Annotated in this window: 16 protein-coding genes; 1 reads left to right on the plus strand and 15 read right to left on the minus strand. The window is 68.8% G+C overall.

The genetic code is table 11. The annotated features are described in order from the left end of the window. Positions 1 to 23: 23 nt before the first annotated feature. The 15 genes from ACWGJP_RS00085 to infC form a co-directional block, all read right to left on the minus strand. Positions 24 to 989 (minus strand): NAD-dependent epimerase/dehydratase family protein, encoded by a 966-nt coding sequence (locus ACWGJP_RS00085; protein WP_452327708.1) that lies wholly within the window; start codon positions 987 to 989, stop codon positions 24 to 26. 87 nt (positions 990 to 1,076) lie between these two features. Then, positions 1,077 to 2,231, minus strand: a complete 1,155-nt coding sequence (locus ACWGJP_RS00090) for a glycoside hydrolase family 3 N-terminal domain-containing protein (protein ID WP_452327709.1) — start codon at positions 2,229 to 2,231, stop codon at positions 1,077 to 1,079. 76 nt (positions 2,232 to 2,307) lie between these two features. Next, the gene (gene pheT, locus ACWGJP_RS00095; RefSeq protein ID WP_452327710.1) at positions 2,308 to 4,809 is read right to left on the minus strand and encodes a phenylalanine--tRNA ligase subunit beta; all 2,502 of its coding nucleotides are present in this window, start codon (positions 4,807 to 4,809) and stop codon (positions 2,308 to 2,310) included. Beyond that, complete coding sequence (gene pheS, locus ACWGJP_RS00100; protein ID WP_452327711.1) at positions 4,809 to 5,849, minus strand: phenylalanine--tRNA ligase subunit alpha; 1,041 nt, start codon at positions 5,847 to 5,849, stop codon at positions 4,809 to 4,811. Before pheS ends, pheT begins: the two co-directional genes overlap by 1 nt. Positions 5,850 to 5,890: 41 nt before the next feature. Continuing rightward, positions 5,891 to 6,814, minus strand: a complete 924-nt coding sequence (locus tag ACWGJP_RS00105) for an amino acid ABC transporter permease (RefSeq protein WP_452327712.1) — start codon at positions 6,812 to 6,814, stop codon at positions 5,891 to 5,893. Next, the gene (locus tag ACWGJP_RS00110) at positions 6,811 to 7,467 is read right to left on the minus strand and encodes an amino acid ABC transporter permease (RefSeq protein WP_452327713.1); all 657 of its coding nucleotides are present in this window, start codon (positions 7,465 to 7,467) and stop codon (positions 6,811 to 6,813) included. Before ACWGJP_RS00110 ends, ACWGJP_RS00105 begins: the two co-directional genes overlap by 4 nt. Positions 7,468 to 7,535: 68 nt before the next feature. After that, positions 7,536 to 8,453, minus strand: a complete 918-nt coding sequence (locus tag ACWGJP_RS00115; protein WP_452327714.1) for a glutamate ABC transporter substrate-binding protein — start codon at positions 8,451 to 8,453, stop codon at positions 7,536 to 7,538. Positions 8,454 to 8,490: 37 nt separating this feature from the next. Beyond that, positions 8,491 to 9,240 carry an amino acid ABC transporter ATP-binding protein gene (locus tag ACWGJP_RS00120; RefSeq protein ID WP_452327715.1) on the minus strand — a complete coding sequence of 250 codons (750 nt, stop codon included), beginning with the start codon at positions 9,238 to 9,240 and terminating at the stop codon, positions 8,491 to 8,493. A gap of 252 nt (positions 9,241 to 9,492) precedes the next feature. Then, complete coding sequence (locus ACWGJP_RS00125; RefSeq protein WP_452327716.1) at positions 9,493 to 10,452, minus strand: TAXI family TRAP transporter solute-binding subunit; 960 nt, start codon at positions 10,450 to 10,452, stop codon at positions 9,493 to 9,495. Further along, positions 10,449 to 11,825, minus strand: a complete 1,377-nt coding sequence (locus tag ACWGJP_RS00130) for an ATP-binding protein (RefSeq protein ID WP_452327717.1) — start codon at positions 11,823 to 11,825, stop codon at positions 10,449 to 10,451. Before ACWGJP_RS00130 ends, ACWGJP_RS00125 begins: the two co-directional genes overlap by 4 nt. Before the next feature lie 3 nt (positions 11,826 to 11,828). Then, positions 11,829 to 12,503, minus strand: coding sequence for a response regulator transcription factor (locus ACWGJP_RS00135; RefSeq protein WP_452327718.1), 675 nt, complete (start codon positions 12,501 to 12,503; stop codon positions 11,829 to 11,831). 28 nt (positions 12,504 to 12,531) lie between these two features. After that, positions 12,532 to 13,344: a TrmH family RNA methyltransferase gene (locus ACWGJP_RS00140; RefSeq protein WP_452327719.1), complete on the minus strand. Its 813-nt coding sequence runs from the start codon at positions 13,342 to 13,344 to the stop codon at positions 12,532 to 12,534. A gap of 83 nt (positions 13,345 to 13,427) precedes the next feature. Next, on the minus strand, positions 13,428 to 13,814 hold the full coding sequence (gene rplT / locus ACWGJP_RS00145; RefSeq protein WP_452327720.1) for a 50S ribosomal protein L20: 387 nt from the start codon (positions 13,812 to 13,814) through the stop codon (positions 13,428 to 13,430). A 33-nt stretch (positions 13,815 to 13,847) separates the two neighbouring features. Then, complete coding sequence (gene rpmI / locus ACWGJP_RS00150) at positions 13,848 to 14,042, minus strand: 50S ribosomal protein L35 (protein ID WP_243232621.1); 195 nt, start codon at positions 14,040 to 14,042, stop codon at positions 13,848 to 13,850. Positions 14,043 to 14,117: 75 nt separating this feature from the next. Next, positions 14,118 to 14,804 (minus strand): translation initiation factor IF-3, encoded by a 687-nt coding sequence (gene infC / locus ACWGJP_RS00155; RefSeq protein WP_452327721.1) that lies wholly within the window; start codon positions 14,802 to 14,804, stop codon positions 14,118 to 14,120. A gap of 198 nt (positions 14,805 to 15,002) precedes the next feature. On the opposite strand from infC, the gene ACWGJP_RS00160 reads away from it, so the two are divergent. Then, a complete protein-coding gene (locus ACWGJP_RS00160; RefSeq protein ID WP_452327722.1) occupies positions 15,003 to 15,389 on the plus strand; it encodes a DUF1844 domain-containing protein in 387 nt (128 codons plus the stop codon). Positions 15,390 to 15,415: the final 26 nt, after the last annotated feature.

Raw genomic sequence — 15,415 nt, forward strand, 5'->3', positions numbered from 1 at the left:
GCGCGCGACGGACGCACGCGTCCTCAGGCGCCGAGTTCGGCGAGCAGACGCTCCTCCTCCGTGCGCGAGAGGCCAGCGCGCCGGTCCCTGTCCAGCCCCCGGCCGCGCTCGTCGGCGAGCACCGCGGCGATCGTCCGCTCCAGCGGTCTCGCGGAGCCGCCGGCCGCTCGGAATGCGAGGGTGCTGCGGCGAGCGAACCCCGGCAGGTCCGCGGGGAGCCAGAGCGGCAGCGAGGGCCGCCCCATCCAGTAGTCGACGCCATGCTCCTCGAGCCATGCGTCCTCTGCGGCCACGACGCGCCCGGTGTGAGAAGCGGCCGCGCCGAAGGCATCCAGGACCGCTCCGAGGGGTGTGGGCTCACCGACCGCGTCGAGGATGCCGGTACCGCGGTCGGCGACGATGAAGGCGGCGAGGTCGTCGACGTCGATCACCTGCACCCAGCGATTCTCCGTCGTGGGCACGAGCACCGCGTCCGCCCCTGCTCGCGCGAACGCGGCGGCCCAGTACCCGAAACGGTCGCTCGGGTCGCCCTCGCCCACGACGAGCCCCGGCCGAACGATGCGCACGCCGCCCGCGGCACCGCTCAGCACCGCCCGTTCGGCGGCGACCTTCTGGGCCGCGTAGTCGGCGTCGTCGTCGAGTGCCGGATCCTCCACCGGAGCGGACTCGTCCGCGCCCACGGTCGCGCCGTCCGAGTACACCGACACCGATGACACGTAGGTCCAGCGCGCGCCATCGGCACCGAGCGCCTCGACCGCCCCACGGACGTGGCCGGCGCGGGAGGAGACGTCGACCACTTCATCCCACGGGCCCTGCACACGCGCATACACATCCGGATCGTCGCGATCGCCCACCACCAGCTCGGTACCGGGCGGAGTCGGCCTGGTTCCACGCGCGAGGCAGACGACGCGTGCACCGCGATCCAGCCATCCGCGCGCGACGCGTCCGGAGAGCCAGCCGGTGCCGCCGAGGATCAGAACATCTGTCATCCCCCTATGCCAGCAGGTCTGGATGCCAGGCGGAAGGCCGTCCGCTCAGAGCGGAGCGCCAACGACAGCGCCCGCCCGCGCGTCGGCTCATCCGCTCCGCTGCGCGGACAGCGCGCTCACGCGCGCGGCGGCCTCCGCCAGCCGCTCGGCATAGGCAGGATCGACCGTGGCTCGATCGGCGATCGCGGACACGATCTGCCCAGCGGTCGCCGGTGTCGAACCGGCGATCATGAGGACGAGGTCGGCGCCTGCCCCGATGGCGTTCACGGCGTTCGCCACGGGGTCGGCGTACGCGGCCTCTCCCGATGACGTCAGCATCCCGAGATCGTCGGTGACGGCGACGCCCTCGAACCCGAGATCCTCTCGGAGGATCTCGTACCACTCAGGCGACAGCGAGGCCGGCGCATCCGACACCGCCGTGAACCGGAGATGCCCCATCATCACCAGCTCGGCGCCGGCATCGATACCGGCCTGGAAGGGGACCGCGTCGGTGGCGCGCCAGTCCGTCAGGCTGATCGCGCTGGTGGGGATGGCATGGTGCGAGTCGCCCTCCGCCGCCCCGTGCCCGGGGAAATGCTTGAGCGTCGATGCCGCGAGCCCCTGCTCCCCCGCGACGATCGCCGCGACGCGCTCGGCGACCTCGACGGGATCGGTGCCGAATGAGCGGCGGTAGATGAAGGACGCATCCGTGCGGGGCACGTCGGCGACGACGCCGAAGTTGATGTCGACGCCGGCATCCGCGAGGAGCTGCGCGCGGGCGGCGAAGGCCGCCTGCGCCGGCTCGGGCGGTTCGTCCTTCAGCGTCCGCGACGAAGGCAGCTCATCCCATGGCATCCGACGAACGTCTCCGCCCTCCTGGTCGATCGCGATGAGGGCATCCGAGTGCCCCGCATGGATCGCGTCCGTGATCGCGCGCAGCTGCTCCGGCGTCGCAGGGATGTTCGGGCCCATCAGGATCAGACTGGCCGGCCCCGTGCCGAGATAGCCCGCCAGCGCCGTGCCGTCGGTGCCGGGGTGATACCCCATCACGACGAGGGCCGCCTGCTCCGCGACCGGCAGCTGAGCGATGCGCTGCTCGGCGAGCTCCAGCGCTGTCGGCGGAGTGGGGCTCGGCGTCGGGGACGGCGAAGATGCTGCCGTCGGCCGACCTTCATCGACGGAGGGCTCGCCGGGTGAAGCGCATCCGGCGCTGCCGAGAAGCAGCACCAGAAGCCCCGCCGCGAGTGCGCGCCTCGTGATCATCGATTCCAGGCTACACAGCGTTGATGCGCGAGAGCCCGGCGCACAGGGCCGGGCTCTCGTCGGATGCGTCAGGCGCTCACTCTCGCAGCGTCGCCCCGAACCGCTCGCCCGCCACAGCAACACCCGCGAGCTTGGCCTCCGTCGCCTCCGCGGCGGTCAGGGTCCGATCGGAGGCGCGGAACCGCAGCGCGAACGACAGGCTCTTGGTGTCGGCGGGCAGCCCTTCGCCACGGTAGTCGTCGACGAGACGCACCGCTTCGAGCAGATCCCCCGCACCTTCGACGAGCGCCTCGCGCAGATCTGCGGCCGCGAGGGCGACCGGTACGACGAGCGACACGTCCTGGGTCGCCGCGGGGAACGTCGACAGGGACTCCACGACGACCCGCTCGCCTGCGAGCTCCAGGACCCCGTCGAGGTCGAGCTCGACGACCACGGCGCGGCCGGGCAGGTCGGCGTCGGCCGCCACATCAGGATGCAGCTCACCCACGTAGCCGACCTCCGCACCGCGGACGCTCAGCACGCCCGTGCGGCCGGGGTGCAGCGCGGCCCGCGCGCCCTGCACGACGTCGATCTCGACACCGGCCGCCGAGGCGATGACACGCACGGCATCCAACGCTTCGGACAGCCCGTAGGCCTCAGCAGGACGACCGGGCTGACGCGCGGTGACGTGGCCGGTGAACAGTGCGGCGACGTGACGGCGCTGCGGCGGGATCGCGGCGTTCAGCGCGGCCAGGGTCTCATCCGACGGGAGCTGCCCGAGCGGCGGGACGCTCTCCGTGCCGTAGGCGACGCCGGGCTCGGGGAGGAAGACCGTGCCGGTCTCGAAGATCGCCAGATCCGTGAGCCCGCGCGCGATGTTGCGGTGCGCGGTCTGCAGCAGACCGGGGACGAGAGAACGACGCAGGAACGGCGCCTGCCCGTCGAGGGCGTTCGCCAGTCGGATGCTCGGCAGGTGCTCGCCGCTCGCAGACCCGTGCAGATCGTTCTGCACCTCGGTCGTGAACGGGAAGGCCGGCGCCTCGACGAGACCCGCGGCGGCAAGCGCGTTCGCCACGCGCTTGCGCCCGCGCTGCAGCGGCGTGAGGCCTCGGCCTGACGGCGGCGTCGGAAGCACCGAGGGGATGCGGTCGAGCCCGTGGATGCGGGCGACCTCCTCGGCGAGCGTCCACTTGTCGGTCAGATCGGGGCGCCAGCTGGGCGGGATGACCTGCCAGCCCTCGCTCGTCTCGGTCACCTCGGCGCCGATCATCTCCAGGGCACCGGTGATCTCGGCGTCCTCGTAGTCGACGCCGATCAGCCCGGGCACGAACTCCGCGGGCAGGTCGATGCCCGCGATCTCGAACTCCGTGTAGAGCGCACCGCCGAGTTCGTCGAGCGTACCGCCGGCGAGCTCGACCATCAGATCGGCGACGCGGCGTGCTGCGACGAAGGGGATCAACGGGTCGACCCCTCGCTCGAAGCGCTTGGACGCTTCGCTGGGCAGCTTGTGACGCCTGGCGCTGCGCGCGATGGAGATCGGGTCGAAGATCGCCGCCTCGATGAGCACGTCGCGAGTCTCGTCGCTCATCTCCGTCGTGCCGCCGCCCATGACTCCGGCGAGCCCGATGGGGCCCGAGTCGTCGGTGATGAGGAGGTCTTCGACGTCGAGCGTGCGCTCCTGGCCGTCGAGAGTCGTCATCTTCTCGCCTGGCTGCGCACGGCGGACGGTGATGCCGCCGGAGAGCTTGTCGAGGTCATAGCCGTGGATCGGATTGCCGAGCTCGAGCATCACGTAGTTCGTGATGTCGATGAGGACGCCGAGCGAGCGGATGCCGGCCAGCGACAGACGGGCGACCATCCACGGCGGCGTCGGACGCGTGGCATCGACCCCCCGCACGACGCGCACGACGAACTCCTGCACGGCAGGTGCATCGCGCAGCGGTTCGGCGGTCACAGTCAGCGGGAAGCCCGTGCCCGGTGCGACGTCCTCCCACTCGTGCGCGGCAGGGTCGCGGAAATCCGCACCGGTGGCGTGGCCGAGCTCCCTGGCCACGCCACGGATGGAGAAGGCGTATCCGCGATCGGGAGTGACGTTGATCTCGACGGCCACATCATCCAGCCCGAGCAACGCGATCGCGTCGGTGCCGACCTCCGGATCGAGACCGAGCGAGGACAGGATGAGGATGCCGTTGTGCTCATCGCCGAGGCCCAGTTCGCGAGCGGACGCGATCATGCCGTCCGAGACATGACCGTAGGTCTTGCGCGCGGCGATCGGGAACGGGCCGGGGAGCACGGCGCCGGGCAGCGTCACGACCACCTTGTCGCCCACGGCGAAGTTGCTCGCGCCGCAGACGATGCCGCGCACGCCGCCGTTCGCCTCTCCGACGTCGACCTGGCACCAGCGGATCGTCTTGCCGTTGGACTGCGGTTCGGCCTCGAAGGAGAGCACCCGACCCACGACGACGGGGCCGGAGATCTCGAAGCGATGGACGTCCTCCTCCTCGAAGCCGACCGCGACGAGCGCCGCGAAGACGTCCTCGGGTGCGGCATCCGCCGCGACATCCACGTACTCACGCAGCCACGAAAGCGGGACGCGCATCACACCACCATCCCGAACTGCTCGCTGAAGCGGACATCGCCCTCTGCCATGTCACGCATGTCCTTCACATCGCTGCGGAACATCAGGGCCCGCTCGATGCCCATGCCGAACGCGAAACCGCTGTAGACCTCTGGGTCGATGCCCGCGGCGCGGAGCACGTTCGGATTCACCATCCCGCACCCGCCCCACTCGATCCAGCGCGCACCGCCCTTGAAGGTCGGGTGCCAGAGGTCGATCTCGGCGGAGGGCTCGGTGAACGGGAAGTAGTTGGTCCGCAGACGCGTCTTCGCCTCGGCGCCGAAGAGCTGCCTGGCGAACTCGTCGAGCGTGCCTTTGAGGTGCGCCATCGTGATGCCCTTGTCGACGACGAGACCCTCGAACTGGGTGAACACCGGCAGGTGCGTGGCATCGAACTCGTCCGTGCGGTACACCCGCCCAGGGCAGAGCACGTAGATCGGCACCTCGCGCTCCAGCATCGAGCGCACCTGGACGGGGCTGGTGTGGGTGCGCATCACCAGGTGCCGGTCCACAGGGTCGACGAAGAAGGTGTCCTGCATCTGACGCGCGGGGTGGTCGACATCGAAGTTGAGGGCGTCGAAGTTGAACCACTCGTGCTCGAGCTCCGGCCCCTCCGCGATCTCCCAGCCCATGCCGACGAAGATGTCGCAGACGTCGTCCTGGAGCAGCGTCAGCGGATGCCGTGCGCCGACCCGCGTCCGCGTGGCCACGGCGGTGATGTCGATGCGCTCCGCCTCCAGGCGCGCCGCCGTCTCTGCCTCGGCGAGCTCGGCCTCCTTGGCGGCCATCGCCTGGGTGACGCGTCCGCGCCCCTGGCCGACCAGCTTTCCGAAGGCCGCCTTGTGCTCGGGGGCGACCTGGCGCATCGAGGCGTTCAGGACGGCGAGAGGCGATCCCTCCCCCACGTGCGCGGCGCGCGCGGCCTTCAACTCGGCGGTGCTGGCGGCGGAGCCGATCGCGTCGAGTGCTGCGGCGACGGCGGCTTCCACCGCCTCTGGCGTGATCTCGGGTGCATCTGACACGAGAACCGAGTCTACCGGCGGACGGTGGATGGGCCGTTCGCTCAGAGCCCCGGCGCTTGGCCTGGAGCGAACTTTCCCGCGCCCTTCTGCATCGCGATGGCCTCGGTGAGCGTCGTCTCGTCATCGGCGGCAGGGCCTCCCCCGCCACCGGCGATCGCCTGCAGCTTGGGAGAACGGCGTGTGCGGACCTCGAGGTACTTGGCGACGCCGGAGAGGATGAGGCACATGGCGATGTAGATCGCGCCGATGACCATCGCCGACTGCAGGATCGGCCGTCCCTGCTGGGAGCTGAGCAGCTTCGCGTAGTAGAGGAGCTCGGGGTACGTGATGACGAATCCGAGGGCGGTGTCCTTGAGCGTCACGACCAGCTGAGCGACGATCACGGGCAGCATCGCGCGGATCGCCTGCGGGAGCAGGATGAGGCGCATGACGCCGCTCTTGCGCAGACCGATCGCATAGCCGGCCTCCTTCTGGCCGCGCGGCAGCGACTCGATACCGGCCCGGAGCACCTCGGCGAGCACGGATCCGTTGTAGACCATCAGCGCGAGGACCACGGCCCAGTAAGGCTCCATCTTGATGCCAAGCACCGGAAGCCCGTAGTACAGCAGCATCATGAACACCAGCACGGGGACGGCACGGAAGAACTCGGTCACCACGGTGACCGGGATCCGCACCCATGCATGCTCGGAGAGCCGACCGATCGCGAGCACGAAGCCGAGCACGAGGCTGAGCACCGCCGCGAGCGCGAACGCCGCGAGCGTGTTGCCCAGCGCCCCGAGGATCTGCTCCCAGACTCGTGTGAAGGTGAAGACGTACCACTTGGCCGGGTCGAACTGCCCCGAATCCCAGAAGCGGTAGACGACGAAGCCGACGGCAGCCAGGACGACGATCACCGTGACGACCGCGAGGAGGCGGTTGCGCAGGATCGCCCTGGGACCGGGGACGTCGTACAGTACGGAAGTCATCGCGCGATCCTCCAGCGGTTCTCGAGATGGCGCTGCAGCCAGCTGAGCAGCATGACGAGCAGGACGAAGACGACGGCGACCCAGAGCAGGACCTCCATCGGGTTGCCTGGCCGGTTCCCGGCGTCGTTGATGGTCGCCCGGAGCGCGGCCAGCTCGGCGACCGAGAAGCCGGCGGCCACGGTCGTGTTCTTCAGCAGAGCGATGAACACGCTCATCATCGGGGGGACGACGGAACGGAACGCCTGAGGCAGCACCACGAGCGTCATCACCTGGCCGAAGGGGAGGCCGATCGCTCGCGCGGCTTCCGCCTGCCCCACAGGGACGGTGTTGATGCCGGCGCGGAGCACCTCGGCCACGTAGGTGGCCGTGTAGATGCCGATCGCGAGGATGCCGAGGATGAGGTTCGACAGCGGAGGAAGCCCGAGCGGCCGCCAGCCGAAGACGAAGAAGAAGAAGACCAGGGTCAGCGGGGTGTTGCGGATGATGTTCACGTACACCGTGCCGACGCCGCGCGCGATCGGCACGGGCGAGACCCGCATGCCGCCGACGATCGTGCCGAGCACGAGGGCGATCACGCCACCTCCGAAGAAGACGATCAGGGTGTTCCCGATCGCCTCCCCCCACAGGTCGAGGTTGCCGAAGATGACGTCCACGCGTCCTCCTACTCCGTCTCAGTCCGCAACGATTCGCGGGGCGGCCGGTCGGCCGCCCCGCGAAGGGATCAGTACGCGTCGACCTCGGGCTGGGTGACCTCGATGCCGGAGTCACCCAGGTTCTTGTCGAAGATCGCCTGCCAGATCTCGCCGCCGTCCGTGAACAGCTCGTTGATGTGCGCGCGCAGCACGTCGTCGCCCTTGGTGAGGCCGACGCCATAGCGCTCCTCGGTGAACAGACCGCCGACGACCTTCAGCTCATCCGGGTACATCGCCGCGTAGCCGATCAGGATGGCCTGGTCTGTGGTGACGGCGTCGACGCTGCCGTTGAGCAGGTCCTCGACGCACGCGGAGTACAGGTCGTACTCCTTGGTCTTGATCTCGGGGAAGTTCTCCTTGATGTTCTGGATCGGCGTGGATCCGGTCGCGGAGCACACGGTCTTGCCGTTGAAGTCCGAGACGTCGGCGACGTCGGTGATCTCGCTGTCCGCGCCGACGAGGAAGCCCTGGCCGGTGATGAAGTAGGGGCCGGCGAAGTCGATGAGCTCCTTGCGCTTGTCGTTGATCGAGTAGGTGCCGACGTAGTAGTCGATGTCCCCGTTCACGATCGCCTGCTCGCGGTTCGCGGACGCGATCGGCTTGAACTCGATCTGGTCCTCGTCGAAGCCGAGCGAGGCGGCGATCCAGCGGGCGATGTCCACATCGAAGCCGGTGCGCTCACCCGTGGTGACGTCCAGGTAGCCGAGGTTCGGCTGGTCCTCTTTGACGCCGACGACGACACCGTCGCGCGCGACCATGTCGTCGAAGGTCGGGCTTCCCTCGAGCGCGACGTCGGAGGCGACCTCGAACCACGTCGAGTCACCGCCGTCTCCGGTGCCCTCCCCCTCTCCGCCCGGGTCCGAGGGGCTTCCGCTGTTGCAGCCCGTCAGCGCGAGCAGCGCCGCCGCCGCGAGTCCGATTCCTGCCAGTGTCCGTGTGCGTCGCATGTGCGTCTCCTTCGTGTGCTGTGTGCAGGTGGTCAGGTCAGTGGGTGAGGAGCTTCGAGAGGAAGTCCTTCGCGCGGTCGCTCTTCGGGTTCGTGAAGAACTCCTCGGGGGCCGCCTCCTCGACGATCCGGCCGTCGGCCATGAAGACGACGCGGTTCGCCGCCTTGCGGGCGAAGCCCATCTCGTGGGTCACGACGATCATCGTCATGCCCTCCTTGGCGAGCTCGACCATCACGTCGAGGACCTCGTTGATCATCTCCGGGTCCAGGGCGCTCGTCGGCTCGTCGAAGAGCATCACCTTGGGGTGCATCGCGAGCGCTCGCGCGATGGCCACGCGCTGCTGCTGACCGCCGGAGAGCTGCGCCGGGAGCTTGGACGCCTGCTTGGCGACGCCGACGCGCTCCAGCAGTTCGAGCGCCTCCTTCTCGGCATCCGCCTTCTTGACGCCCCGCACCTTGATCGGGCCGAGCGTGACGTTCTCGAGGATCGTGAGGTGCGCGAAGAGGTTGAACGACTGGAAGACCATGCCGACCTCGGCACGGAGATTGGCGAGCGCCTTGCCCTCGGCGGGCAGCTCCTTGCCGTCGATGGTGATGCTGCCGCTCGTGATGGTCTCGAGCCGGTTGATCGTGCGGCAGAGCGTGGACTTGCCCGAACCGCTCGGCCCGATCACGACGACGACCTCGCCCTTGTTCACGGTGAGGTCGATATCGGTCAGCGCCTGGAAGTCTCCGTAGTGCTTCTGGACGTTGTTCACCACGACGAGGGCATCACCAGAGGTCATCATTTCTCCAAACTAGCCAGGTGGTCATCTTCGCTCCAGGGCTCCTGAACGAGATTTACCCGTTCGTGACGTGCCGGGTCATCCCCGGAAACGTCGAGGGCGGTGCCGGCGATGATCCCCCGATCCGCCTGCACCGCCCCTCGGTCCCCCCAGTGGACAACTTGCGCCTTCTCCGGTGAAGTTCCGTGCGATGGATTCACCCTGTCAGACGGCGGGGGCGGTGTCAGTCGTTCTTGAGCATTTCTTGAGGGAAGATCATTGGCGCTCTTCGCGGAAGTAGGCGATCGCGCCGGGATGCAGATCCACCGGCTCGGTGAAGATCGCCTGCCGTCGGTCGAGAAGGGCCACCGCCGGCACCTCTTCCGCCAGCTGCCTGCGGGAGTCGAAGAGCACGGAGAGCGCGTCGGCGACCATCTCGTCCGGCGTGGAGGCCGAGGTGATCAGGTAGTTCGGCACGGCCATCGTCGACGTGGTCTCGCGCAGCCCGTAGACACCGGCCGGAACGTCGGCGGAACGGTAGGAGTGCGAGTACCGCTCGTTGATGTCGATCACCCAGTCGTCCTCGATCGGGAGCAACCGCAGCGGCACGTCTGCGGCGAGATCCTCGATCCCGGGTGTGGGCAGACCGCCGACCCAGAAGAATCCTTCGATCTCACCTCGCTGCATGGCGCTGATCGAGCCGCGCAGGTCGAGTTGCGCGTCGCGCACGGATCGCGGATCCACGCCCGCAGCGGTGAGCACTCTGGCCGCGATGACCGTGACTCCCGAGTTCGCCGCACCCAGCGAGGCCTCGCGCCCCGCGAGGTCCGAGACGGTGCGGATGTCGGAATCGCCGCGGACGACCACGTGGACGTACTCGTCGTACAGCCGCGCGACCGCGGTGACATCGAGGGGTTCCTCGAACGCGCCTGCCCCTGCCACGGCGTCTGCGGCGGCGTCGCCCTGGGCGAAGCCGAACAGCGCGTCCCCCGATGCGACGCGGATCAGGTTGTCGAGCGACCCGGCCGTCTCCGCGACCCTCACCTCGGCATCGAGCGAATCGGAGAGGGCAGCGGCGAGCTGACCGCCGTATGCGAAGTAGACACCGGTCGCCCCTCCCCCGGCGATCACGTAGTCGGCATCCGCCCACTCGCTCGATCTCGGCGCGCACGCGCCGAGCACGCAGACCATGACCAGCGTGACGAGCGCTGCCGCCGAACGCGTGAACCGGGTCATTGCGGCATCCCGTCCTCGATGACCAACGTGACCGTCAGCCCTCCGCTCTTCGGTGCCTCCACCTCGAGTCTCCCGTCGATCGAGGCGAGCAGCTCCGTGGCGATGGCGAGACCGAGACCGGAGCCCGGGACGTCGGCGCTCTCCGCGCTGCGCCAGAACCGATCGGCGACGCGGGCGACCTGCTCCTCGCTCAGGCCCGGCCCGCTGTCGCGCACGGCGATCCGGCACGCACCCTCGTCGCGTACGACGTCCAGCTCGACCGTCGTCCCCTCCGGTGAGAACTTCACCGCGTTGTCGATCACGGCATCCAGCGCGCTCTCCACGACGCTCCGATCGGTCACGCTCAACACCATCGCCGGACCGGTCCGCCGCACGAGGACACCGCGCTGGGCCGCCACATCGCGCCACGCCGCCGCACGGCCCTCCACGAGGGCGGCGACATCCACCGCGGAGAACACCGAATCGCCGCGCCCGTTCCTCGCGAGCCCGAGGAGCGTCTCGAGGATCCTCGTCATCCGCCGCCCCTCCTCTCTGGTCTCGTCGACCTCGTCCCGCCATTCGGGGCCGAGTCCGGTCGCGAGGTTCTCCACGCGCAGCAGCAACGCGTTCAGCGGGTTGCGCAGCTCATGGGATGCGTTCATGGCGAACTCCTGCTGCCGCGCGACCACGCGCTCGATCTCCCCGGCCATGCCGTTGAAGACACGGGTCATGCGGCGCAGCTCGGGAGGGCCGGTGTCCTCGGCGACCCTCGCTTCCATATCGCCCCGCTCGATGGCCACCATGGCCTGGTCGAGCCGCCGAACGGGGGCGAGCACCCAGCGAGCAAGGCGCAGGGCGAGGAGCACGCCGAGCAGGATCGAGCCGGTCGCCACCAGGGCCAGCACGATCATCTGGCCGACGATGGCGCTGCGCGGCGCATCCGCATCGGCCGAGATCATGACGGCACCGATGACGTCCCCCTCGTCGAAGACCGGCTCCACGAGGAAGGACTCCCCCGCGACCCAGGGGAACACGGTGTCCGGCACTTCTGCGCGCCGACCGGAGAGGGCGAGCCCGACCTGCTCTGCCGCCTCGTCGCCGAGCAGGACGTCCTCGTCACCGCCGGCGGCCAGCACCCCGCCGGAGAGATCGAAGACGACCGCCTCGGCTCCGTACACCTCTCTGAACCGCTCGGCCTCGCCCTCGATCACCGTGGCGCTGCCGGATCTCAGCGCCTGGCGCGCGCTCGTCGCGAAGTACGCCAGGTCGCCGAGCTGCTCGGCGTAGAACGTCTGCTGCACGCTGTGCGCGACGCTCCAGGTCGCGAAGGACCCGAGGGACAGCATCAACGCGATCAGAGGCACCAGGAGCACGGCGAGAAGGCGGGCGCGCACGGATCACGCACCCGCAAGTCGATAACCGACGCCGCGCACCGTCTCGATGAGGCGCCGGTCACCGGTCTTGCGTCTGATCGCGCCGACATGCACCTCCAGGGAGTGCCCGAATCCTCGCCAGTCGGTGTTCCACACTTCGCGGATCAACCGATCCTTCGGGACGGCGACACCGGGATATCGTGCCAGGACCGCGACGATGTCGAACTCCTTCGGTGTGAGATCGACGGGACGATCCTCGATGAGGACCTCCCTGGCGACGAGGTCGATGCGCACCGCCCCCTCGTGGACGAGCACGCGCGACCCCGGGTCCGGGAGGACCGCTGCGCGGGTGCGGCGGGTGACCGCCTCGATCCGGGCGAGGAGCTCATGGACGTCGTAAGGCTTGATGACGAAGTCGTCCGCGCCCGCGCGCAGCCCTCTGATGCGTTCGGTGACCTGAGTGCGCGCCGTCACGATGAGGATGGGAACGTCGGATCTCCCGCGGATGCGCCGGCAGAGGTCGATCCCATCGGCATCGGGAAGCCCGAGATCGAGCAGGACGACCTCCGTGTCGGCACCGACCAGACGCATGGCGGACGCCGCATCGGCCGCGCGCGCGGTGGCATAGCCGGACCGGGCGAGGAACGACTCCAGCGCTCCTGCGACACGATCGTCGTCCTCGACGATCAGAATCCTCATCCATCCCCCCGCATCCGCCGCGCCGCCGTCACTCCTGCGCGGCGGCGCGCTGCGTGAACGCGCTCTCGTAGAGGCACACGCTCGCCGCGGTGGCGAGGTTGAGCGACTCCGCACGTCCGAAGATCGGCAGCTTCAGCGCACGATCGGCCAGCGCCAGCGCGTCGTCCTCGAGCCCGCGCGCCTCGTTCCCGAACAGCCAGGCGGTCGGTCCGTCCAGCAGCCCCTCCGCACGCGCGGTGAGCAGATCGTCGCCCTTCACATCGGCGGCGAGCACGGTCAGACCCGCTCGCTTGGCGCGCTCGATGACGTCCGGCAGATCTCCCCCGATGGCGACCGGCAGGTGGAAGAGCGATCCCGTCGTCGCGCGGACGACCTTCGGGTTGTACGGATCCACCGTCCGTCCCGTCAGCACGACGGCATCCGCGCCCGCTGCGTCGGCCGCCCGGATGATCGTTCCGAGGTTTCCCGGATCGCGCACCTCCTCGCAGATCGCGACGAGACGCGGGGACGAGGCGAAGATGTCCTTCACGGATGTCGGCGTCTGCCGCGCAACAGCCACGAGACCCTGCGGCGTCACCGTGTCGGCCATCGCGCTGAGAACGAACTCCGTGACGAACTCGACCTCGACCCCCGTCTGTTCCGCGGCGATGCGCAGATCGGGATGCTTCTCCCAGCCGGTCGGGGTCGCGTACAGCTCGACGATCGCATCGGCGCGGTACTCCAGGGCTTCGCGGACCGCCTGCGGCCCCTCGAGGAGGAACAGTCCGGTATCGCTGCGCGCACTTCTCTTGGTCAGCTTCGCGACGGCACGGACGCGGGGGGACCGGGGATTCTCCAGCACGTTCACAGTCTAGGGACACCGCACGCCACGGGCATGCGAAACGGGCGCCCTCCTGTGGAGGACGCCCGTTTCGATGAGGATGCTTACGCAGCCGACTTCGGCGCGTTGACGTCCGAAGGCAAACCCTTCTTCGCGGTCTCGACGAGCGAGGCGAAGGTGGCCGGCTCGTTGACCGCGAGCTCGGCGAGCATGCGACGGTCGACCTGAACACCCGCGAGGCCGAGGCCCTGGATGAAGCGGTTGTACGTGATGCCGTTCTGGCGGGCAGCGGCGTTGATGCGCTGGATCCACAGACGACGGAAGTCGCCCTTGCGCTTGCGACGGTCGCGGTACGCGTAGACGAGGGAGTGGGTGACCTGCTCCTTGGCCTTGCGGTACAGACGCGAACGCTGGCCGCGGTAACCGGAGGCGCGCTCGAGGATGACGCGACGCTTCTTGTGGGCGTTGACCGCCCTCTTGACTCTTGCCATTTTCCTGTGTTCCTGTTCGTGCGTTCGGGCGCGTCAGCGGCCGAGAAGCTTCTTGGCGACCTTGGTGTCGTTCTTCGACAGCACCTGGTCCTGGTTGAGGCGGCGGGTGCGACGGCTCGACTTGTGCTCGAGGTTGTGGCGCATGCCGGCCTGCTGCTTCTTCAGCTTTCCGCTGCCGGTGATCTTGAAGCGCTTCTTAGCACCCGAGTGGGTCTTCTGCTTCGGCATCTTCTCTTCCTTCGTGTGGCGCCTTCTCAGGCGACGGTGTTCACCCGCGCGATGCGGGAGTCTGTGGGGGCGGAGTCACTCCGCCGCGGTCTCGACCGCGGCATCCGTGCTCTTGGCGTCGCGCGCCGCCTGCTTCTTGGCGTCGCGCACGGCGTTCTGCTCGGCCTTCGCCTCGGACTTGTTCTTCAGCGGGGCGATGACCATCACCATGTTGCGTCCGTCGATCGTGGGGTTTGACTCCACGGTGCCGAACTCGGCGACATCCTCGGCGAACTTGCGCAGCAGACGCACACCCTGCTCCGGGCGGGACTGCTCGCGTCCGCGGAACAGGATCATGGCCTTGACCTTGTCACCCGACTTGAGGAAGCCCTCGGCGCGCTTGAGCTTCGTCGTGTAGTCGTGAGCCTCGATCTTCAGACGGAAGCGGACCTCTTTGAGGATCGTGTTCGCCTGGTTGCGGCGTGCTTCCTTCGCCTTCTGGGCGGCCTCGTACTTGAACTTCCCGTAGTCCATGATCTTGACCACGGGCGGCTTCGAGTTGGGGGCCACCTCGACGAGGTCGAGGTCGGCTTCCTGCGCAAGGCGCAGCGCCGCCTCGATGCGGACGACGCCGATCTGCTCACCCGCGGGGCCGACGAGGCGGACCTCGGGGACGCGGATGCGCTCATTGGTGCGGGGATCGCTGATGCGGAACTCCTTAGACGATGGTTTCGGCCACCGGATGCTGTCGGCATCCCGAGCGAAATCGGATTCGTCTCCCACCCACCGGCGATTCAGACACCGGCTGGCACCCTGTCTACCGGCCGCGTCTTTCGAGCGGAGCCGGCGGGGTGCAAGACCCGGTAGCCTTGAACGGCAAGCGCGGGTGGGAAGTGAATCCTCTTTCGTACCGGAACAAAACGTTCCGGAGCCCGGCATAGTCTAACAGAAGGCACGGCCCTTCCGGAAAGCAAGGCAGAAGTGACCACTCAGGCACCAGGCGACGACCACCGGCACGAGGAATGGAAACGGCAGGAGGATGCCGCAGCGGCCGCGACGCGCGACATCGCGGACGTTCCCGCCGTCGAGGTGATCACCACCACCGCCGTCCACCTGATGAGCGCAGCCGCCGTCAAGCTCGGGCTCGCAGACGACCCTGAGCGTCAGCTCGACCTCGACGAGGCCCGAAAGCTCATCAACTCCCTCGCCGGCCTCATCACCGCCGGCGCTCCCGAGATCAGCGACATGCACGCGCGCTCGCTGCGCGACGGCCTGCGCTCGCTCCAGCTGGCCTTCCGCGAGGCGTCGACCATTCCCGACCCCATCGGCAAGGGACCAGGCGAGAAGTGGACGGGCCCGGTCAACTGACCTCCGGCCCGCCAGAAACCACTTCC

It is taken from the genome of Microbacterium sp. NPDC055903 (genome assembly GCF_053615555.1).